Origin of the sequence: Arthrobacter sp. WCS2018Hpa-7 (assembly GCF_031843805.1) — a bacterium.
Lineage (GTDB): Bacteria > Actinomycetota > Actinomycetes > Actinomycetales > Micrococcaceae > Arthrobacter.
This window is the reverse complement of the sequence record NZ_JAVTJB010000008.1, coordinates 1-21133: the sequence shown is the minus strand read 5'-3', so window position 1 is coordinate 21133 and position 21133 is coordinate 1. Positions and strand designations below refer to the sequence as shown.

At 64.1% G+C, this 21133-nt stretch carries 19 protein-coding genes; 10 read left to right on the top strand and 9 right to left on the bottom strand.

The features are described 5' to 3' along the window. Nucleotides 1-47: 47 nt before the first annotated feature. The 4 genes from RQH14_RS10775 to RQH14_RS10760 are packed head-to-tail and all read left to right on the top strand — an operon-like array spanning nt 48 to nt 3664. Nucleotides 48-1199 carry an outer membrane lipoprotein carrier protein LolA gene (locus RQH14_RS10775; RefSeq protein ID WP_396136295.1) on the top strand — a complete coding sequence of 384 codons (1152 nt, stop codon included), beginning with the start codon at nt 48-50 and terminating at the stop codon, nt 1197-1199. Then, a complete protein-coding gene (locus RQH14_RS10770; RefSeq protein ID WP_311213250.1) occupies nt 1196-2167 on the top strand; it encodes an ABC transporter ATP-binding protein in 972 nt (323 codons plus the stop codon). The genes RQH14_RS10775 and RQH14_RS10770 overlap by 4 nt, the downstream gene beginning before the upstream one ends. Further along, nucleotides 2157-3023: an ABC transporter permease gene (locus tag RQH14_RS10765; protein WP_311213249.1), complete on the top strand. Its 867-nt coding sequence runs from the start codon at nt 2157-2159 to the stop codon at nt 3021-3023. The genes RQH14_RS10770 and RQH14_RS10765 overlap by 11 nt, the downstream gene beginning before the upstream one ends. 20 nt (nt 3024-3043) lie before the next feature. Then, nucleotides 3044-3664 carry an L-threonylcarbamoyladenylate synthase gene (locus RQH14_RS10760; RefSeq protein WP_089595019.1) on the top strand — a complete coding sequence of 207 codons (621 nt, stop codon included), beginning with the start codon at nt 3044-3046 and terminating at the stop codon, nt 3662-3664. Nucleotides 3665-3687: 23 nt separating this feature from the next. Here RQH14_RS10760 and RQH14_RS10755 read toward each other — a convergent pair whose 3' ends face one another. Together RQH14_RS10755 and ligD are read right to left on the bottom strand one after the other, a co-directional pair. Then, nucleotides 3688-4716 (bottom strand): serine hydrolase domain-containing protein, encoded by a 1029-nt coding sequence (locus RQH14_RS10755; protein ID WP_311213248.1) that lies wholly within the window; start codon nt 4714-4716, stop codon nt 3688-3690. Between the two features lie 136 nt (nt 4717-4852). Then, nucleotides 4853-5878, bottom strand: coding sequence for a non-homologous end-joining DNA ligase (gene ligD, locus RQH14_RS10750; RefSeq protein WP_311213247.1), 1026 nt, complete (start codon nt 5876-5878; stop codon nt 4853-4855). A gap of 76 nt (nt 5879-5954) precedes the next feature. Here ligD and RQH14_RS10745 point away from each other — a divergent pair, with 76 nt between their 5' ends. After that, a complete protein-coding gene (locus RQH14_RS10745) occupies nt 5955-6620 on the top strand; it encodes an alpha/beta family hydrolase (protein ID WP_311213246.1) in 666 nt (221 codons plus the stop codon). A 15-nt stretch (nt 6621-6635) separates the two neighbouring features. On the opposite strand, the gene RQH14_RS10740 is transcribed toward RQH14_RS10745, so the two are convergent. From RQH14_RS10740 to RQH14_RS10730, 3 genes are all read right to left on the bottom strand, one after another. Beyond that, entirely contained in the window at nt 6636-8741 is a 2106-nt protein-coding gene (locus tag RQH14_RS10740) for an elongation factor G-like protein EF-G2 (protein ID WP_311213245.1), read from the bottom strand. A gap of 159 nt (nt 8742-8900) precedes the next feature. Beyond that, complete coding sequence (locus RQH14_RS10735) at nt 8901-9635, bottom strand: M50 family metallopeptidase (RefSeq protein ID WP_311213244.1); 735 nt, start codon at nt 9633-9635, stop codon at nt 8901-8903. A gap of 31 nt (nt 9636-9666) precedes the next feature. After that, nucleotides 9667-10284: a TetR/AcrR family transcriptional regulator C-terminal domain-containing protein gene (locus RQH14_RS10730; RefSeq protein WP_311213243.1), complete on the bottom strand. Its 618-nt coding sequence runs from the start codon at nt 10282-10284 to the stop codon at nt 9667-9669. Nucleotides 10285-10432: 148 nt separating this feature from the next. On the opposite strand from RQH14_RS10730, the gene RQH14_RS10725 reads away from it, so the two are divergent. Both RQH14_RS10725 and RQH14_RS10720 read left to right on the top strand, forming a co-directional pair. After that, complete coding sequence (locus RQH14_RS10725; RefSeq protein ID WP_311213242.1) at nt 10433-11890, top strand: APC family permease; 1458 nt, start codon at nt 10433-10435, stop codon at nt 11888-11890. Then, nucleotides 11880-13511, top strand: a complete 1632-nt coding sequence (locus tag RQH14_RS10720) for an amidohydrolase (protein WP_311213241.1) — start codon at nt 11880-11882, stop codon at nt 13509-13511. Before RQH14_RS10725 ends, RQH14_RS10720 begins: the two co-directional genes overlap by 11 nt. Here the strand turns inward: RQH14_RS10720 and hrpB are convergent. Further along, nucleotides 13508-16174, bottom strand: a complete 2667-nt coding sequence (gene hrpB, locus RQH14_RS10715; RefSeq protein ID WP_311213240.1) for an ATP-dependent helicase HrpB — start codon at nt 16172-16174, stop codon at nt 13508-13510. The genes RQH14_RS10720 and hrpB overlap by 4 nt on opposite strands. Nucleotides 16175-16255: 81 nt before the next feature. Then, nucleotides 16256-17299, bottom strand: a complete 1044-nt coding sequence (locus RQH14_RS10710; RefSeq protein ID WP_311213239.1) for an NAD(P)-dependent alcohol dehydrogenase — start codon at nt 17297-17299, stop codon at nt 16256-16258. Between the two features lie 130 nt (nt 17300-17429). Here RQH14_RS10710 and RQH14_RS10705 point away from each other — a divergent pair, with 130 nt between their 5' ends. The 3 genes from RQH14_RS10705 to RQH14_RS10695 all read left to right on the top strand — a co-directional run bounded on the left by RQH14_RS10705 (nt 17430) and on the right by RQH14_RS10695 (nt 20555). Continuing rightward, on the top strand, nt 17430-18320 hold the full coding sequence (locus tag RQH14_RS10705) for a helix-turn-helix transcriptional regulator (RefSeq protein WP_311213238.1): 891 nt from the start codon (nt 17430-17432) through the stop codon (nt 18318-18320). An 18-nt stretch (nt 18321-18338) separates the two neighbouring features. Beyond that, on the top strand, nt 18339-18743 hold the full coding sequence (locus tag RQH14_RS10700) for a cupin domain-containing protein (RefSeq protein ID WP_311213237.1): 405 nt from the start codon (nt 18339-18341) through the stop codon (nt 18741-18743). 102 nt (nt 18744-18845) lie between these two features. Beyond that, on the top strand, nt 18846-20555 hold the full coding sequence (locus RQH14_RS10695; RefSeq protein WP_311213236.1) for an acyltransferase: 1710 nt from the start codon (nt 18846-18848) through the stop codon (nt 20553-20555). A 123-nt stretch (nt 20556-20678) separates the two neighbouring features. On the opposite strand, the gene RQH14_RS10690 is transcribed toward RQH14_RS10695, so the two are convergent. Both RQH14_RS10690 and RQH14_RS10685 read right to left on the bottom strand, forming a co-directional pair. Next, a complete protein-coding gene (locus tag RQH14_RS10690) occupies nt 20679-20810 on the bottom strand; it encodes a hypothetical protein (protein ID WP_311213235.1) in 132 nt (43 codons plus the stop codon). A 71-nt stretch (nt 20811-20881) separates the two neighbouring features. Further along, a partial coding sequence (locus RQH14_RS10685; protein WP_311213234.1) for a hypothetical protein occupies nt 20882-21133 on the bottom strand: 252 nt, incomplete at its 5' end.

Here is a 21133-nt window from a genome sequence, read left to right as displayed (position 1 = left end):
CCGGAGTAGTCTGGGTTCATGCCTTTCACGATCGGTGGTTGGTGACATTGGCGCGGTCCAAGCAGCGATGGCTGCCTGCCGGCGTGATCGCCCTTGTAATCGCGATGGCTGCCGCGTTCGGCTCGGTCCAAGCCGGTGCCACCGTTTCCCTCCCGGCCAAGACCGCTGACGAAATCCTGGCGATGATGGCCCGCACAGAGGTTCGGGCGTTGCCCGGCACCGTAGAACAAACAGCCGCACTGGGGTTGCCGGAAATCCCCGCGGCGGGCCCAGGCATTGCCCCCGGGGCGGCCTCGGCGTTGGAGTTCTTGACCGGCTCGCACACAGCCCGGGTCTACGTCGACGGTCCCTCCAAGGCCCGATTGCAGATCATGGACCGCATGGCCGAGCGTGACGTGGTGATCAACGGGCGCGACGCTTGGTTCTACAACTCTGCGGACAACAGCGCCAAGCATTTAACGGCGCCGCAACCAACTCCAGTCGAGGTCCCTTCCGTTGCGGGCCCCAGGCCGTCGCTTCCACCCACTTCCCCATCCGACCCGCCTTCACCGGACATGTCCTCGCGGGACCTGCCCACGCCCGAGGCCATGGCCGGCCGTTTCCTGGCGGCCATTGATGACAGCACCGAGGTGTCCGTTGGTGATTCCTCCTCGGTTGCCGGCCGCGGCGCGTACCGGCTCAGCCTAAATCCCCGGAGCACCACCACCTTGGTTGAGTCCGTGGCGATCGACGTCGATGCTGACACCGGCCTGCCCCTGCGTGTTGAAGTACGGGCCAAGGGTCAATCCGACCCCGCGTATTCACTGGCCTTCACCGAGTTGAACCTGTCCACACCGGATGCCGCGTTGTTCGAGTTCACCCCGCCACCGAGTGCCACTGTGACGGAGAAGGAACTCCCTGCCAAGCCGGTTCCCACCATGGCCGCTCCCGGCACGCCCACTGCGCAGGATGCCCCGGAGCTCAACCTGCCCCGCCCCACCGTGACCGGTGAGGGTTGGGAGTCCGTTGTTGCCTTGCCGGCAGGCTCTGCCCCGGCAGAGCTCACCTCCAGCCCCCAATTGTCCCAGGCGCTGGAACCTATTGCCGGTGGCCGCGCGATGACGACGTCGCTGGTCAGTATCCTGATTCTCGACGACGGCCGCGTCTATGCGGGCATGGTGCCGTTGGAACGGCTCCAGTCAGCCGCTGCCGCCCAGTGAGCGAATCCTTACCCACTGAGTTCGCCATAGAAACGCGCGGCCTGGTCAAGCGCTTCGGTCGCCGTCCCGCCGTTGATGGGATAAATCTGGCGGTCCCCCAGGGCTCTGTCTTCGGCTTCCTTGGGCCCAACGGTTCGGGAAAAACCACCACCATCAGGGTGCTGCTGGGCCTTGCTTCGGCAAGCAGCGGCGACATCCGCGTGCTCGGCCAGGAGATGCCCCAATCGCTGGCGTCCGTGCTGCCGGATGTCGGCGCCTTGGTGGAGGGGCCGGGCTTCTATCCGTTCCTTTCGGGAACTGGCAACCTGATGCGCCTGGACACCGCCGACCGCCATGCCGCCTCATCCACCAGACGGCAACGCGTCCACGAGGCGTTGGAGCGGGTGGGGCTTGGCCACGCCGCAGGCAAGAAAGTCCGCGCCTATTCCCTGGGTATGAAACAGCGCCTTGGCCTGGCCAACGCCATGCTGAGACCGCGGAAACTGCTGGTCCTCGACGAACCAACCAATGGATTGGACCCGCAGGGCACGCGCGAGGTGCGCAGCCTGGTTCGTGCCCTGGCCGCAGGCGGGACCACCGTATTCGTTTCCAGCCACTTGCTGGCTGAGGTGGAACAGATGTGCACCCACGTGGGCGTGATGAGTGCCGGCCGGCTGGTTGCCCAGGGTCCCCTGGAAGAGCTGCGTTCCGCCGGGCAGGCCCACGTTGTGGTCCACACACCCGACGTCGAACGTGCCGCCGGCGTCCTTGCCCGGCTGGGACTGGTTCCCGGCGAAGCTCCCGGTACCGGCAGCCCTTGGGGAACCACAGCGTTGTTGGGAACTGGGCTCAATGGCCTGGAACCCGAAATGATCGTGGCCTCACTGGTGGCCGAGGGTGTCCGGGTCCGAGGCTTCGCCGTGGAAAACGCGAGCCTCGAAGAACGTTTCGTGTCACTGACAGGAGAGGGGTTCGACGTTGTCGGCTGAACCTGCTGCGCACGGCACCTCGGCCGCTGTCCGGCCCGGAATCGGATGGGCGCTGCTGGGCTCTGAACTAACCGTGCTGTTCCGCAGGCTCCGCACGTGGGCCATGCTGATCGCTTTGGCCGTAGTTCCCCTGCTGATTGCCGTGGCTGTGAAGTTGTCGTCCCGGCCAGCGACGCCCGGGCGGGGACCGCTTTTCCTGGATCGCATCACCCAGAATGGTCTCTTCGTGGCCGTGACTGCCTTGGTGGTATGCGTTCCGCTGTTCCTGCCACTGACCGTTGGCGTGGTGGCAGGAGACACCATCGCGGGAGAGGCCAACATTGGAACCCTGCGGTACCTTTTGCTGGCTCCCGCAGGACGGATCCGCCTGCTGCTGGTGAAGTATGCGGGTGCCGTCGCCTTCTGTTTCGCCGCAACGGCGACTGTGGCAGCCTCCGGCGCCCTGGCCGGCGTCGTACTTTTCCCTGTGGGGCCGGTGACCCTCCTGTCCGGTGACACCATCACCGTGGGTGAGTCTGCCTTGAGATCGCTGTTGATCGCTGGCTACATCACGGTGTCGCTGCTGGGACTGTCCGCGATCGGGCTGCTGATCTCGACGTTCACGGACGTCCCGGTGGGAGCCATGGCAGCCACCATCGTTCTTTCGGTGGTCTCGCAAGTACTGGATAATCTCCCCCAACTTGAATGGCTGCACCCCTGGCTCTTCAGCCACCATTGGCTGGGTTTCGCGGATCTGCTGCGGCAACCCATCTCCTGGACATCGTTCGGCGACAACGCGCTTCTCCAGGCCGGGTACATTGCAGTATGCGGCGCGCTGGCCTACGCCAAATTCTCCAGCAAGGACGTCTTGTCGTAGCTTTGTCGTAGGCTCTTCCCATGGCCAGATTCTTTGACGTTCACCCGGAAGATCCACAACCACGCGCCATCGGCCAAGTGGTGAATATGCTCCAAGGCGGCGGGCTGATCGCCTACCCTACCGACTCCTGCTACGCGCTGGGAGCCCAGATCGGCAACAGGGAAGCCTTGGACCGGATCAGGACCATCCGGCAGTTGGACGACAAACACCACTTCACCCTGGTGTGCAAGGACTTTGCCCAGATGGGTCAGTTCGTGATGCTGGACAACGACATCTTCAGGAGCATCAAGGCCGTCACTCCCGGCAGCTACACTTTCATCCTCCCGGCCACGCGTGAAGTCCCCAAGCGGCTGCTGCACCCCAAGAAGAAGACCGTGGGCGTGCGCATTCCCGACCACAAGGTAGTCCAGGCGCTGTTGGCCGAACTCGGCGAGCCTTTGCTCTCCAGCACCCTGCTGCTCCCGGATGAGGAAGAACCGTTGACCCAGGGCTGGGAAATCAAGGAGCTCCTGGACAACCAGGTGGATGGCGTCATCGATGCCGGCGATACCGGCTCAGAGCCCACCACCGTGATCGACTTCTCCAGCGGAGTGGCCGAGGTTGTTCGTCGTGGAATGGGCGATACTTCGCGCTTCGAGTAGCCGCGTGGATGCCTGGAAGGCGCTCAGCGGAACTGGAAGCGGCAGCCTGAGTTCAGGGCCACCTGCGCAACACCCGTCATCTCCAGGGAAAGCGCGGACGGTTGCCTCACGAGAGGCTGCGGAGGATAGGCCACGAAAATGGCCAGCTGGCGGTTGCCGTCGGCGCTGCTGAGGGCAACACTTCCGTAGCCTGGAACATCTCCGGCATGGCCATAGTAGGAGCCGTTGGTGCAGCGGTCGTCCCAATGGTCCAGGCCAAGGCCGTACTCGGCGAACACCGTGCCCTTCATGGTGATGAGGCTTGCCGGCGCCAGCAACCGTCCCCTCAGCAAGGCGTCCTGAAAGGTACTGATGTCCCCGACGCTGGACACCAGGCCTCCTGGTGCAACCCCTGATGGCGCCGAGGGAAACGTCACGTCCACCGTTTCCCCGCTCACCTGGATATAGCCGTGGACGAGGTCATCCGGCACGGTGGAGCCGGGGGCCAGCAGCCCGGTGGCCCCGAGGTCCAGGGGCGTCAGGATGTCGGCCCGCAGGACAGCCTCCAGCGGAGAACCACGGAGCTGCTCCACCACCCGTCCCAGCAAGGCATCGGCCTGGGTAGACGTCACGTCCGGGAGATCCGCGGTGATTCCCAGGAGTTGGCCGATGGTGAGTGGGTTGCCCGCAGCAAGGGAACCCGGCAGGTAGGTGGTGACGGCGTCGTCCAACGTCAACAGGCCCTCTTCGGCGAGCTTGAGGATGGACACAGCCACCATGGACCGGAGCTGCCCACCCACAGGGAAACTGTCGCCGGGCTGGACGGCCGTGCGCGCTTCCCGGCTCCTCAATCCTGCTGCGCTGATCCACTCCTGCCGGCCAACTTTGGCCTTGATGAGCACCGCTGAGGCGCCCTCCTCCAGTTTCTCCCGGGAGAAGAGCTCCAAGGTGGCCCGGAGCTCCTGAAAGGCCGGCGAAGATGTGGCGGTGTCCGTGGGCAGCGCAGTTGGTGTTCCGGTGACCGTCGGCACCAAAGGAGGGGCCGTCGTCGTGGGTGCCACCGTTGCCGTCACCGGAGGCAGTGCCGGCGTGGTGGGCAGGGGCGGCAGGGGGCTAGGTGTGCCGGTGCATCCACACAGAAACAAACCGCACGCAAGTGCGAGGCTCGTTAACCCCTGACCTTGACGTCGCGGCACGCAGACTCCCGGTTTATTCCTCGGGCTTGCGGGCCCGGCTGGGCTGCACGCGCATGGGTTCACCCGGCATCTTGGGGAATTCGGGCGGGAAAGGCATCTCGCCCTGGCCGTTCTTGACGTCCCGCTCCCACCATTGGAGCAGCACGTCAATATCACCGGGGTGATCGTGCATGGACGCCCAGGGGTCGCCGGTCTTCGCCAGACGGTCCGGGACTGTGGTGATGGTGTACTTCGCGGGATCGGAGCTCTCCAGTTCATCCCACGTCAGCGGGCAGGACACCTGCGCCGTGGGCACGGCGCGGGGGCTGTAAGCGCCGGCGATGGTTCGGTCCCGGTTTGCCTGGTTGAAGTCCACGAAGATCCGCCTCCCGCGTTCCTCCTTCCACCACGCTGTAGTGACCTTGTCCGGCTGACGGCGCTCCAATTCGCGTCCTGCGGCAATCACGGCATGGCGTACATCGAGGAATTCATGCTTGGGGTGGATGGGTGCGTAGACATGGAGTCCCCGGTTGCCGGATGTCTTGATGAACGCCGTCAATCCGGCTTCTTCCAGAACGGACCGGAGCTCTTGCGCGGCGGGGATGGCGTCGTCGAAGTCGGTGCCCGGCTGGGGATCGAGGTCTATCCTCAGTTGATCCGGGTTATCGGGATCGCCGGCCCGCGACGCCCAAGGATGGAACACCACCGTATTCATCTGTGCCGCCCACACGGCCGCCGCAGGCTCGTCGATGACCAGCTGCGGATGCGACCGGGCACTGGGATAGGTCACCGGGACTGAACGGACGTACTCCGGTGCGCCCTTGGGCGGATTCTTGGAGAAGAACATCTCGCCCTCAATGTTGCCCGAGTAGCGCTGAAGGCTGACGGGCCGGCTTCCGTTGGCGGCCACAAACGCCTCTCCGACGTCGATGAGATAGTTGGCGAGGTCCAGTTTGGTCAGTCCCGCCTCGGGCCACATCACCCTGCTTGGACTGGAAATCCGGACCTCCCGAGGGCCATCGGGACCAGGAACAGTGACAGTGGTTGCTTCGCTTGCCATGGGCACAAGCTACCCCGTAAAGGGCTCGTACGTCAGCACCCACTGCGATTTTGCTGCGGTGGGCAATGATGGATGCATGCCAAATACTGAAACACCTGTCACCATCACGGTCGGTGAATCCGACATTTCCGCCCTCCACATCAGGCCGGACAGCCCGTTTGCCACGTTGGTGGTGGCGCATGGCGCCGGAGCTGGAATGGAACACCCGTTCCTCCAAGGTTTCGCTGGGGCGATGGCGGACGAAGGCGTGGCCACCCTGCGCTTCAATTTTCCCTATCGCGAGGCCGGCCGGCGATTCCCCGACCGCCCACCTTTGGCCATCGCCACTTGGCGTGCGGTCATGGACAAGGCCGCTGAACTCAGCGATGGTGAGCCCCTCTGGGCTTCGGGTAAGTCCTTCGGCGGGCGAATGGCGTCCATGGCAGTAGCTGAAGGCATGACTGCCAGCGGATTGGTGTACCTCGGCTACCCGCTGCACGCGCCCGGCAAACCTGGGAAGCTGCGCGACGAACACCTCTACGGCGTCACGGCGCCCATGCTCTTCCTCCAAGGCACGCGGGATACCTTCGCAACACCGGAACTCTTGGAGACCGTGGTGGAAAAGATAGGCCCGACGGCGACGCTTCAGTGGAGCGAGGGAGGCGACCATTCGTTCGCGGTCAAGGGCGTCAAACGTGGGGCGGAGCAGACCGGGGCTTCATTGGCGCCCGCGGTGGCTGCGTTCCTGCGGGCAAACTCCTAAGGATGTCCCCCGGCTCTACTTTGGCAGGGGCTCGTGGCGCAGGTAAGAACGGCGAAAACGGCCAGTACCGGCCGTAAGGGCGCGCAGTTCGATGGCATAGCGCAGAAGTTCCTGGTCCGGCACTTCAGCGCTGATGTCCGTTCCCTCGGCGTCGGTCGCGGTAGTGCCGGTGACCCGGCCGCGCCGTCCCGAAAGATCACCCATCACGGCACCCACGTACTCGTCAGGGACGCTGACAACAACCGACGAGACAGGTTCCAGCAGCTGGATTTTGGCGGCCGCCGCAGCTTCACGGAGGGCCAGCGCTCCAGCTGCCTGGAAGGCCGCATCCGAGGAGTCAACACTGTGGGTCTTTCCGCCCACCAACGTCACTTTGATATCCACCACCGGGAATCCTGCGGATACGCCCTTGAGCATCTGGGAACGGACGCCCTTCTCCACGCTGGTAACGAACGTTGCCGGGATCGCTCCACCCACAATTTTGTCGGTGAAGGCGAAACCTTCGCCTCTGGCAAGGGGCTCCACCTCGATGTCGCAGATGGCAAACTGCCCATGGCCGCCGGATTGCTTGACGTGCCGTCCGTGGCCCGCGGCTTGGCCTGCGAAGGTCTCCCTGAGCGGAGTGATGACGTCCACGGTCTGCAGTTTGACGCCTTGGCTGCGCAACCTGTCCAAAACAACCTCCGCGTGGGCTTCTCCCATGCACCAGAGGATGAGCTGGTGGGTGTCCTGGTTGCGTTCCAATCGCAGCGTCGGATCGGCGGCCGCCACCTTCCCGATGCTCTTGGCCAGCGCGTCTTCATCACTCCGTGAAGCACCCTCGATGGCAATGGGCATCAGTGGCTCGGGCATGTTCCACGTCTCGATCAGCAACGGCGCTTCCCTGTCGGACACAGTGTCGCCGGTCTCGGTACTGGCAAGCTTGCTGATGGCGCAGATGTCCCCGGCAATACACTGCGGAACGGCCTTCAAGCTGGAGCCCACCGGCGAATAGAGGTGGGTGACGCGTTCGTCGGCGTCGTGGTCCTCATGGCCCCTGTCCGCCAATCCCCTGCCGCCCACGTGGATCGAGGAATCCTCCCGCAACGTCCCCGAGAACACACGGACCAGGCACACGCGGCCAAGAAAGGGATCCACGGTGGTCCGGACCACTTCGGCGGCGAGACGCCCCGCAGGATCACACTCCAACGGTTTCATTGACGAACCGTCCAGTTTCATCACCGCGGGGTTGATGCGCTCCATGGGCGATGGCAAGGCATCGGTCAGCAAGGCCATGAGCTCCGGAAGGCCCACACCGGTATCCGCCGACGCCGGAATGACCGGGAAGAAGCTTCCCCGGGCCACGGCGGTTTCCAGGTCCCTTACGAGGTCTGCCAGTGGCAACTCCTCGCCACCAAGATACCGGTCCATGAGTGTTTCGTCTTCGCTCTCGGCAATGATCCCTTCGATCAAGGGGCCCCGCGCCTCCTCGGCATCCGTCACCGATGCCGAATCCCCCTCAGCGGGGCCGTTGAGGATGCCGACAAGGCCGGTATTGCCCACCTGAGGAATGTACAACGGGAGCACCGACTCACCGAAAGCCTCCTGGCACCGCACGACGGCGGCACTGAAGTCGCCGCGCGGATGGTCCAGTTTGCTGAGCACCACCGCCCGAGGCATGCGGACTTTCTCGCATTCGCCCCACAGGGCAATGGTGGCAGCGTCAATACCGTCGACGCACGAGACAACAAAAAGGGCCGCATCGGCGGCCCTGAGACCAGCGCGCAATTCGCCGGTGAAGTCGGTGTAGCCCGGGGTGTCGATCAGGTTGACCTTGATTTCACCTACCAGAATGGGCGCGACAGACATGGCCACTGAGCGTTGTTGGTGGATCGCCGACGGATCGGAATCGCTGACGGTGGTGCCTTCGCTGATGGATCCCATCCGGGTGATGGCTCCGGTTGCGGCGAGCAGCGCCTCCACCAGCATCGACTTACCGGCTCCTGAATGCCCCACGAGCGCTACATTTCGGATTCGGGAGGGGTCCCGTGCTGCCAGGCCCGCCCCGTTGTCACCCCGGCGGGCTTCAGGCATGCCGGGGCCGGTTCCCCTTGGCGTTTCGCGTGTGCCCTTCGCGGACATGGGCACCTCCTGGTGTTGAATCCCGGCACGGAGTCCGAGCACATTCCGCTCGAACGTTAACAGGATTGGACACCCTGAGGTGACCACAGGGCAAGGGCTGGCAGCCAGCAAAACCGGCCGGCCGCCGTCGGGCCCTTGGCAGCGTGCGGAACTGGCGAACTACGGGGCGAGCATCCCCCACAGCAACAAGGCCGACGCTGCCGCGCATCCCGCGATCACCACAGTAAAACCCGTCAACCACACGAAGGCCGGGAGGCCTGTGGTGCGGCCCAGGATGAAGGCGTCGGAGTCTGCAATCCGGTCCCGGCGGCTGGTGTGCACACCGGCCAGTTTGAAGAGGTCGCGGACACCTCCCACCGACAGGGCGACACCAAGGGCGAGCACCACGTAGTTCACCGTCGTGGGCGCAGCGAACAGGATCAGGAGCTGGGCGACCGCAGCGCTCACCACGGCCACGAGAATCCCGGTGATGTTCCTCAGGAAAATGAGTGATACCAGCAGGATCAAGGCCCCGATGGACATGGCAGCACCGGAACGGCCTGCAGCAAACGCGGCGATCAGCCCCAGGCCAACCACCGCTGGTGCCGGGTAACCCCAAAATCCGGACCAGGCCGCCCCAAAAGCACTCCGGCCACTGCTGACAAGACGTCCCGAATGGTCGAGCCCTATCCGGAGCCCGTGCACAAAGCGCCCTGTCATGAGCGCCGCATAAGCGTGGCCGAGCTCGTGGACGAATGTGACGTAGAGGCCGAACCAGCGCCAGGTGACACGAGGGATGCTCAGGACAACGGCACACGCAAGGATACCCAGCAAGGCAGGCAGTGGCACCGCAGTGGTGTGCATTTCGGTGAAACCGCGGACCACCGCGTCCCACCAGGTTTGAAAGAGGGTCATTGCGCCTTCCGGATTCCCTGAACTGACATCCTCACAGCACTGTTGACTGAAGACGGGAATGCAGCCCGGCGATGAGTATCTCGAGGCCGAAGTCGAAAGCGGCCTCGCCACGCTCCCCAGCAGGTCCAGCTTGCGCCAAGGCATCGGTCAGGGCCGGGTACCCCTGCGCAGGTGGAGCCCAGACGACATCCGGCGCTGCCAGGTCCAAGGCGAAACCCAGGGCGAAGCTGTCAATGGTGGAAATCGCTGACATCACGTCCCGGCCCCGGAAACCTGCGGCGTGAAGGGCCACCGCAAGGTTCTCGTAGAGTGCCATCACCTGGTCGTCTTGAACTGTTTGGAGCACCAGCAGGGGTGCGAGTTTCGGATGTCGGGCGAAGGCATCGCGATAACTCCGGACAATGGCGCGAAGCGACGCCTCCCAGTCCTCCTCGTCCTCCAGGACGTAGGGACTCTCGCCGATGATCCGGCCCCGCATCAGCTCAAGGATTTCCTCCCGTCCGCTCACATGGTTGTAGATGGAGGACTGGCTGACGCCGATCCGCTTGGCCAGTTTGGGCAGGCTGAAGTCCCCAGCCTCGTCCACCAACTCAAGGGCGGCCGTGACGAGTGCATCGATTGATATCAGCGGGACCAACGGGCGTGCCATACGGGTGTCTCCATTCAAGGTTGTTGTTACGACTCTAACCAGAACTTTGCGTCCGGGTATTGTGCTCCGGATCACTAGGCCCTACGCTAAACGAAAGCCTTTCGCTTAATGATCGGCACTCCTTCCCCCAACACTCCTGAGGATCCCCATGTCTGACCTCGAAACCCGACCTCCAGCAGCAGATGCTGGAAATGGGCTCAAACGGAATGCCATCGGCACCGGCGGCATCGCCTTCCTGGTGATCTCCGCGGCAGCCCCCCTGACAGTGATGGCCGGCGTAGCCCCTGTGGCCATCGGCATCGGGGGCATTGGCGCCCCCATGGGATACGTCATTGCCGGGGCCGTCCTGCTGGTTTTCGCCATCTCCTTCATGGCCATGACCAAACACGTCAAAGCCGCAGGCGGTTTCTATACCTACATCAGCCTGGCCATGGGCAGGACAGTGGGCCTGGCTGCGGCCGTACTGGCGATCGTGTCCTACAACTGCCTGCAAATCGGCGTCTATGGATTGTTCGCAGTCCAGACCCAGGCCATGCTCCGCACGCTCTTTGGCGTGGACGTGCCATGGCCTGTTGTGGCGTTGGTGGCCATCGCAGCCGTCTGGCTTCTCGGATTCCGCGGCATTGACGTCGGCGCGAAGGTCCTCGGAGTCCTGCTCATCGCCGAAACCGCCATCCTGGCGATCATGGGCGTAGCGATCCTTGCCCGGGGCGGAGCTGCCGGCATCAGTTTCGCCTCGTTCTCCCCTGAGCACGCATTCACACCGGGCGTCCTGGCCATCCTTGCTATTTGCTTCGCGGCATTCATGGGCTTCGAATCCACCGTGCTGTACCGGCGTGAGGCCCGGAACCCGGACAAGTCCGTCCCGCGCGCAACCTACATCGCCGTCGGTTTCATGTCCGTGTTTTACGCCTTTATCGTCTGGACAGTCATTCAGGCCTTCGGCGACGGGAACGTAATCACCGCTGCCGGTGAACTGGCCGACGGAATGTTCTTCGCCACCATCAACCAGTACGTGGGGCCGTGGGCCGAGGTGGTGATGTACGTGCTGATCGTCACCAGTGTCTATGCTTCACAACTGGCCTTCCACAACGCCATCAACCGCTATGTCTACATGCTCGCCAAGGACGGCGTCCTTCCCGCGTTCCTCGGCAGGACCCACACCACCTACAAGTCCCCGCACCGCGCCGGGCAGATCCAGACCATTCTGGCCGCCGTCGTCATCATCATTTGCGCGATCGCCGGCGCCGACCCGTACAAGCAGCTGCTGATCTGGGTGAACACTCCGGGGATCGTCGGGATCGTCGCCTTGCAGGGTCTGGTGTCCGTGGCCGCGTTCATCTATCTCCGCCGTCATCCGGCTGCCGTCACCAACCGTCTTCTCCTGCCGGTCAGCGTGGCCTCGGCCGTCCTCCTGTTCGGAGTGGTGGCGTTGATCGCCATCAACATCGAACTCCTCACCTTTGCCGATGCCCTCACCAACACCATCCTCCTTCTGGTGGCACCCCTTGTTTTCCTGGCAGGCCTGCTGATTGCACGCCGCCTGCGCACCACCCGCCCCGACGTTTTTGCACGGATTGGAAGCTTCGAAAAACATGAATCCTGACCTCATAGTCCTCGCCGACACCATCCACACCATGGACGGTCACCTGGGCGATTCCCACCAGGCTGTAGCCGTCCGCGATGGGGTGATTACCGCCGTCGGAAGCCGGGCTGAAGCGCAGGACTGGGCGCACAACGGCACCCGCGTGGTAGAGCTTGGCAACGCGACGCTGACCCCGGGCCTGGTGGATTGCCACATCCATCCGGTGTTCGGACTGGACCTGACAATCGGCGTCGACCTTTCCAGTGCTGCCACCCTGGAGGAAGTCCGCGTCCTGCTCCAGTCGGAGTCAGAGAACGACGGCGGCTGGTTGCGTGGCTGGGGACTGAACCCCAACGCCTTTGGCGCAGTTCCGTTGCACCGGGGCGTTCTGGATGCTGTCAGCGGCGACAAGCCAGCGCTGATCCGGTTGTTCGACGGTCATTCAGCCCTTGCCAACAGCCGGGCACTGGACCTGGCAGGCGTCCGGGGCAGGTACGAATTCGAGCAGGCTTCCGAGGTGGTTTGCGATGCCGATGGCGTTCCCACCGGGCTCCTCCTCGAAGCAGCCGCCATGGAACTTATCCAACGGCATATCCCCCAGGAAACGTTCGACGAACGGAAGGCCAGGCTCGCGGCCCTGCTGGAGGACTTTGCCCGATCAGGACTGACCGGCGGCCACATCATGGACCACAGCGACGAATCCGCCCGCCTCTTCCGGGCCCTGGAGATCGACGGCGAGCTGCCGCTGCGCCTTCGGAGCGCCCCGTGGTGCATGCCCGGCACCGATGAATCCGAGTGGAAGGAGCTTGCCCGCACCGTGGGAACCGGTGGTCGACGGTGGTCCGTTGAGGCCATCAAACTGTTCGTCGATGGAACCGTGGACAACGGAACCGCCTGGCTTTATGAACCCGACGCCTACGGCCAATCAACTGCACCGTTCTGGCCACGGCCGGAAGAATACTCGGCGGCCGTTCGCTACTTCGCCTCCCGGGGCATCCCGACGGCGACGCACGCGATCGGTGATGCGGGTGTGGAACATGTGTTGAATGCTCTGGAGTCGTTGCCCGGTACAGTACCGGCTGATGTCCTTTGCCGGACCGTCCACCGCATTGAACACATCGAGACAGTTCCGGACACACTCCTGGAGCGTTTCAGGACTGCGGGTGTGGTGGCAAGTATGCAGCCGACGCACTGCACCCACTATTCAGCGGCAGACCACAGCGACAACTGGTCCACCCGGTTGGGCGCCGAGAGGGCAGACCGGGCCTGGCGCTGCAGGGACCTCCGTGAGGCGGGAGTGACTTTGGGCATTGGCTCGGACTGGCCGATCGCTCCGTTTGAGCCCCTTCCCATCATCGCTGATGCGCAGTTGCGTCGGCGCTCCGGACATCCCGAACAAGAGCCCATCGTGCCGGCGCAAGGTCTCACCGCATACCAAGCACTGGAGGGCTACACCTCCCATGCAGCAAAAGCGGCAGGCCTCTGGGATGTCTCCGGTTCCATCTCGGTGGGCAAACGGGCAGACTTCACGGCTTTTGAGCTGGATCCCCTGACCACCCACCCCGACGAGTTGGCTGCCAGCAAGGTTCTGGGAACATTCGTGGACGGTGAGATCCAGTTCATGCTGGAGCGGCTCGCCTAGCTGGAGGGGCCGGACTGCATTCTGTTCTTCGTCCTGGCGGTGGCCAGCGCAGTCCACGGGTCTTCGGGCCAGGGATGCTTGGGATAGCGACCACGCATCTCGGCCCGGACCTGGGAGTAGGGGCCGGACCAGAAGGAGGCGAGATCATCCGTGACGGCCAATGGCCTTCCTGCCGGAGACAACAGGTGGAACAGCACAGGGACCCGGCCATCGACGAGCAGTGGCGTGCGATCCCAGCCGAAGCATTCCTGGAGTTTGACCGCCACAACCGGCCTGCCGCCGTCGTGCTCTTCCGGTCCTTTCTCCGACACTTCCGGATAATCGATCCTGACCCGCGAGCCGCTGGGAACCTGCAGACGCTCGGGAGCCAGGCTGTCCAGGCGGGATGCTTCCGGCCACGGCAGCAGCCGACGCAAGGGCTCCGCCAGATTGATCGACTTAGCGGGCGTCCCGGTGGCCATCTGTTCCAGCTCCGGGGCCAACCAGTCCTCCAGCCGGGCCAGCAGGCTGGCTTCGCGGACGTCGGGCCATGGCGCGCCGAGCTCATGGTGCAGCAAGGCGAGCCGCCTCCGCAGGGCATCGGCTGCTGTTGACCAACCGATCATGGACAACCCTGTTTTTGCCAGAGCTTCACCCACCGCATGGCGTCCGGCTTCAGCGTTGGGCCGCACAGGCGTGGAGGACAGGACGATCGATCCCAACCGACGTTCCAAGCGGGCGGTCACCTTCCCGTGGTCAAACTTCGCCTGCACCTTGGTGACCATAAGATCCGGGGCAGCAGCTTCGGCAAGTTCCGCGGACAACGGCGCCGCTGAGCGGATCACCGCACCCGTTCCAGCAGCGTCGCGGCCCTGTGCCCGCGACACTTCCGATACGGCCAGCCACTCATGCCCGGACAATGGACTTCCGGCGGGAAGCCCGGCCCGGGTCCCGGAGGACAACAGATATGTGGATCCATCGCCAGGGACGCGACGCGCCACGCGGTCCGGGAAAGCCAACGCCACCACAAACCCGGGCGCTTCCTTGGCTGTAACGTCCCCTGGTGGTTGTGAAGGCGCGACGCCGGACGCCTCCTGGCGGGCCATCGACTCCATCCGCTTCGCCTCCTCCGCGAAACGGCGTGCGGCGGGATCGGAACCGGACCTCAGCGACGTCAGGAAGGCGGTGAGGTCTGCACCGGGTGCGCGCTGGTCACCGGCAACGAGTGCTACCGTTTCCGCCGCTGCCCGCGTACCGACCAGTGCAGCTCCATCCAGCAAGGCGCGGGCAAGGCGGGGATCGGCCGGAATGCGTGCCAGTGCCTTGCCCAACGTTGTGACGGATCCGTCCCCGGCCACTGCACCTAATTCCCGGAGGACTTCCACAGCCTCGTCCATGGCTCCGGAAGGTGGAGCGTCAGGCAGTTGCAAGCCGAGGCCTCCCGGCGCACCCCAGCATGCGAGGACCAGCGCGGCTCCAGTGAGGTCGGCTACCGAAATCTCAGGTGTTTGGTGGGCCGGGGCTGCTGCGAAAGCCTGGTGGTCGTAGCAGCGGACCACTGCGCCTGGTCCTTGTCGTGCCGCGCGTCCGGCACGCTGGTCGGCCGACGCCCGCGAGCATGAGACGGTCACCAGGCCTGACATTCCACGCCCTGAATCCCTGCGCGGTTCCCTGGCCAACCCCGAATCAATGACGAGCCGCACACCGGGAACGGTGAGGGATGACTCAGCGAGCGACGTCGACACAATGATCCGTGGCGGACCGCCGGGCGCCCGGCCCGAAACCGCCCGATCCTGGGCATCGGGGCCGATCTGGCCGTGCAGCTCAAGTACCTCCACGTTCCGGGGAACCTGGGCGCGAAGGCGATGTGCGACGTCGGACACTTCACGGGCGCCCGGCAGAAAAACCAACGCATCAACATCTGGGTTGGTGGCCAACGCCTGTCCGTGGGCGGTCGCGGCGGCACGGGCCACGTGGTCCAGGAACGTGCGGGCCACTCCCCGATTGTTAAGGCGGTGCTCACCGGAGGGGGCCCACTGAACCTCCAGTGGGTGCAGCGCGGAAGGGCAGTCAACCACGGGAGCCGGGCCGCCGTCGTCGTGGGCTGTCCCGCTCTGCTCCAATAAGGCTGCAAAACGCGGGGCGTCGAGGGTTGCCGACATTGCGATCAACGTCAGGTCGCCACGGAGCTCACGGACCTCGGCAAGCATGCCAATCAGCAGATCGGTTTCGAGCCCGCGCTCGTGCACCTCATCCAAGACCACAGCATGAACGTCCTCCAGGCCGGGATCGCCCAGGAGCCGGCGGAGGAGAATGCCGGGCGTGACGAATTCCACCACCGTGTCCCTGCCGGTCTTGCTCTCCCCGCGCACGGTGTAACCCACTCTGCTGCCCAAACGGCTGCCGTCCAGTGTCGCCAGCCTGCGGGCAGCGGATCGGGCGGCAACTCGCCGTGGTTGGGTGACGACGATACGTGGCTGGCCGGCTTTCCGTTCGGAGGGCAGCTGCCGTTCGGCCAGCAGGTTGGCCAGCAGCGGAGGCACGAGTGTGGTCTTGCCGGTGCCGGGCGGCGCCTGGACGACTGCCGCCCCGCCGTCGCCCTGGCGTTCCAGCGCTGCGGTCAGGTCGGCCAGGGATTCAGCAAAGACCAGCCCCTTACCGATGGTGTCCAGTCTGAAAGTCACCAGACCATTGTCCCTGCTGGGCGGTGCGGGAAAGGCCACGCCGGCGTGAACCGGGCGTGGCCTTCCTCTGGTGCTGTGTTTCTAGCCGATGGTGGAAGCGTCGATGACAAAGCGGTAGCGGACGTCGGAGGCGAGCACGCGCTCGTAGGCTTCGTTGATCTTGCTGGCCGGGATGACCTCGATTTCGGCACCGAGGCCGTGTTCTGCGCAGAAGTTCAGCATTTCCTGCGTTTCGCGGATGCCGCCGATCGCTGAGCCGGCGAACCGGCGACGACCCATGATCAAGGAGAAGACGTTAACCGGCAAGGGTTCTGCCGGGGCGCCAACGTTAACCAGGCTTCCGTCGAGCGTCAGCAACTGGAGGTAGGCGCTGATGTCGATCGAGGCGCTGACCGTGTTGATGATGAGATCGAAGGTGCCGCCGAGCTGCTCGAACGTGGTGGGATCGCTGGTGGCGTAGTAGTGGTCCGCGCCGAGCTTGAGCCCGTCCTCCATCTTCTTCAGCGACTGCGACAGGACCGTGACCTCAGCGCCCATGGCATGGGCGATCTTGACGGCCATGTGGCCGAGTCCGCCAAGCCCAACGACGGCGACCTTCTTGCCGGGACCGGCGCCCCAGTGGTGCAGGGGCGAGTAGGTGGTGATGCCTGCGCAGAGCAGCGGAGCAGCGACGTCGAGTTCCAGACCCTCCGGAATGGTGACGACGAAGTCCTCGTTCACCACCACATGGCTGGAGTATCCGCCCTGGGTGATGGTGCCGTCGCGGTCAACGGCACCGTAGGTGCCCACGTTTCCCTTGAGGCAGTACTGTTCTTCTCCGGCCAGGCAGTTCCTGCACTCCTTGCACGAGTTGACCATGCAGCCGACGCCAACGCGGTCTCCCACCTTGTGCTTGGTCACATCGGAGCCAACCTCGGTGACGATGCCGGCGATTTCATGTCCGGGGGCCAATGGATACTGCTGCGGTCCCCAATCACCGCGGACAGTGTGGATATCGGAATGGCAGATGCCGGCGAACTTGATGTCAATGTGGACGTCGTTCGGACCGACCTCGCGACGTTCGATGGTGGTCAGGGTCAGGTCGCCCGTAGCCGAGGGGGCAGCGTAAGCGTTAGCGGTAGGCATGTTTCTCCTGCGTTGTGAACGTTGGTGGATATTTCCATCTAACCCTGTTTCCCTGGGCGTAAGGAGTTACTGCTGTTAGGGGTAATGACAGGGACTCCCTTAGCCGGACAAAAGCCATACCGTTGAAAGCATGGACAACCGGACTGAGACGCGTGACTTTCTTTCCACCCGGAGGGCGAAAATCACCCCGGAACAAGCGGGATTGGCAGCCTATGGCGGCAACCGCCGGGTCCCGGGACTTCGACGCGGCGAAGTGGCCATGCTGGCCGGCGTGAGTGTTGAGTATTACACCCGCCTGGAACGCGGAAACCTCGCAGGAGTCTCCGAGAGCGTACTGGAGTCGCTCGCCAACGCCCTGCAATTGGACGACGCCGAACGCGCCCATCTGTATGACCTCGCCCGCGCTGCAAGCGACGGCGGCAAGTCCCGGCGTCGACCTGTCCGGAAGCAGGCCATCCGGCCGGGAGTACAACTCACGCTGGATGCGATCACCGGCTCGCCGGCTTTCATCCGCAACGGCAGGTTGGACCTTCTGGCCACGAACGCCCTGGGTCGGGCTCTGTACTCGGACATTTACGACAGCCCATCCGGACCGCCCAACCATGCGCGCTTCCTCTTCCTTGATGCCCGCAGCCACGATTTCTATACGGACTGGGAGCGTGCCGCCAACGACACCGTGGCCATCATGCGCACGGAGGCCGGCCGTGATCCCTACGACCGTGGGCTCAGCGACCTGGTGGGTGAACTGTCCACCCGCAGCGAGGAATTCCGGGTCCGTTGGGCATCCCACAACGTCCGCCAGCATTTCACCGGCAAGAAACACTTCCGGCACCGGATAGTCGGTGACTTGCACCTGATCTACGAGGCCTTGGACTTGTCCGCTGATGCCGGTCTTACCTTGACCGTCTACAACGCCGAGCCCGGGACGGGCACTGCGGACGCCCTTCAATTGCTCGCAAGCTGGGCTGCGACGACTCCTGTGCCGGCCTCGGACCCAGAGCCTCTCCGTCACCACCAGTAACACCTACGCAAAGGAATCATGGATATTTCTCCCAAGTCCACCAGCACCAAAGGGCCGGCAGAGCTCTTCACGGGCGACGTCTACTTTGACGTCATCGCCAAGGGCGAAGCGCCATCGCAATTACGGGTGAACATCGTCCGGTTCGCGCCGTGTTCGCGGACTGCGTGGCACAATCACGCTGCGGGGCAAACACTGCATGTCACGGACGGCGTCTGCCTGGTGCAGGCACGTGGAGGTGGGGTTCAGGTGGTCAAGCAGGGCCAGACCATCTACACACCGCCCGGCGAGTGGCACTGGCACGGCGCGGCCCCGGATCACTTCATGAGTCATTTGGCCATGTGGGAAACCGCGGGCGCCACCGATGGCTCGGAGACAACGTGGGGCGAGTTGGTCAGCGATGAGGAGTATGGCTACCCGGAGTGAACGACCTTGATTGATTGCGTTTGACGCATTGACCGGGGTGAGTCGGACACGAATAATGAGGGGGAAGCGCTTTCCCTCTTCTGTTACCGCGGAGTCTACGACGTGAATCCCCAGCACCACCTGAACTTTGACTACTCCCCTTGGACGTTTTGGAGTGCTGCCGCCGAGGCGGAGCGCGAGGCGCAGCACGAATACCAGAAAGGCTTCGCCGAACGGGAGGGCGTCACCATAGGTGAGCGGGCTTTCCTGTCTCCCTTGGCCAGTATCGACCCCGATGCGCTGTCCATTGGGGCCGACTCCTTCATTGCCGCCCACGCCTACGTCACGGGTACCGTCACCATCGGCGACGACTGCTCTGTCAACGCTTTCACTGTGGTCCGGGGCAACATCACCATGGGCGACGGCGTGAGGATCGGCGCCCACACGTCCATCCTCGGATTCAACCACTCCATGGATCCCGCCGAACCCGTCTTCAAGCAGCCGTTGACCAGCAAAGGCATCCGCATCGGAGACGACGTCTGGATCGGGTCCAACGTGGTGGTCCTTGACGGAGTCACCGTCGGCCCGCATGCAGTTCTGGCCGCAGGCTCGGTGGTCACCAAGGACGTGCCCGAATGGTCCATCGTGGGCGGAAACCCCGCCCGCAGGATCCGCGACAGGAGGGATGGCGCAAGGTCTGGGGACCGGACTGCGACGTCCGGCGGCCAGACCGAAACGTTTGCGGAAGGGACCGCGGCCGACAGCGGCTTGTTGGCAGAGTTGGGGGCGTTCGCCGATGCGGCACGCACCGATGCTCCGATGATTCTTTCAAGGTGTTGGACCTCTGCCGACGGCGGCCATTATGTGGACCGTCCTGAGACTTCGCCGTCCGTCAGGGCGCACTGCGATGCCATTGAAATCGCCGACCTCCTGCTGGGCTCCGTCCCACCGCAGTTCACACGGGAGGATCACATCGAACGGCTGCAGACACTCCAGGATCCGACAACCGGGCTGGTGCCGGAGTTTGGCTCCGACATCAGTGATCCGCTCGCCTTTGGCGAGGGACCAGCCACCTATCACGTCCTCGCGGTGGGCTATGCCCTGGACCTCCTGGGGAGCCGGTTCCGCCATCCGGTGCACTCCATCGCCGACATGGATCCGGCGACGCTGATTTCTTCCTTGGATGCCCTGCCGTGGCGAAAGGAAGCCTGGGGATCGGGTGCTTGGGTGGACGCGTGGGGCACTGCCGCTTACTGGAACCTTTCACAGAATCATCCCAATTCCTTGGGGTCGCTGGAGGCGCTGTTCGGTTGGCTGCTGACGCACGCCAACCCAACGGCCGGAACGTGGGGTACACCCACATCAGACACCCGACTGAAGTTAGTCAACGGGTACTACCGTCTGACGCGTGGCACTTTTGCGCAGTTCGGGGTGCCGGTCCCCCACGTTGAACGCCTCGTGGACACTGTCCTTGAGCACGCCTCGGATCCACGCTTCTTCTCACCCGGGCGGCAGAACGCCTGCAATGTCCTGGACGTCGCGCACCCCTTGTGGCTGGCGTCCAAACAGACCTCTCATCGCCGGGCGGAGATCAGCAACTGGGCCGCGAGCCAGCTGAAGCAGGCCTTGGGCCAGTGGCATCCGGCCCAAGGAATGGCCTTCAGCGTTGCTGAGGAGAGCGGAGCCCACCATGTCCCAACACTCCAGGGAACGGAGATGTGGCTTGCCATCATTTGGTACCTCGCCGACCTCTTGGGCAGCGCCGAGGCACTGGGATACAGGCCCCGCGGCGTCCACCGGCCCGAACCCACATGGTTGCTGCCTGGTCTGTAGCCTTTTGATGCATCACCACGTCGGCTGATGTCCTTCGAACGCTCTCACGTGACCCCGAAAGCACGTGGTACATCGACGGGCTAAAAATGTCAGGCCCCCCTGACATGATGTTTTTATGGAAGATCAAGGGCAGTTGACAGCACCGATGGGGGAATTGTCCCCTGCTGTCGCTGCCCTGTCCGCCGTCCGGTCACGACGCTTCTTGAGCATGCCGGACTTGCTGAGGGCCGGGTTCAAGGATTCGACGGTGCCCATCACCATCACCATCCCATTTCACGGCGCTGGGCTGCTCAACGGCAAGTCCATGTCGGCCCGGGCTTCATCGCTCACCGGCCCGGCCCCGGCGGACGTTCCGGCACAAAGTACAGGATCGATCCCTGAGCCACGGCGGGATCCCCGGAGTCCAACGTTCCGACACCCAGCGTCCGGACCCCAGCGCGGCTGGCGGGCGGGATCTGACGGCGCTTCTTACCCACAGCGCGGCACTTCTGGACACTGCCCGCCTGTCCGCTCCCCGCGAGAGTTCCCTGTTTGGGTTCGAAGACGCGGCTGACTTTGCCGGCAAGGTCGAGGACGTC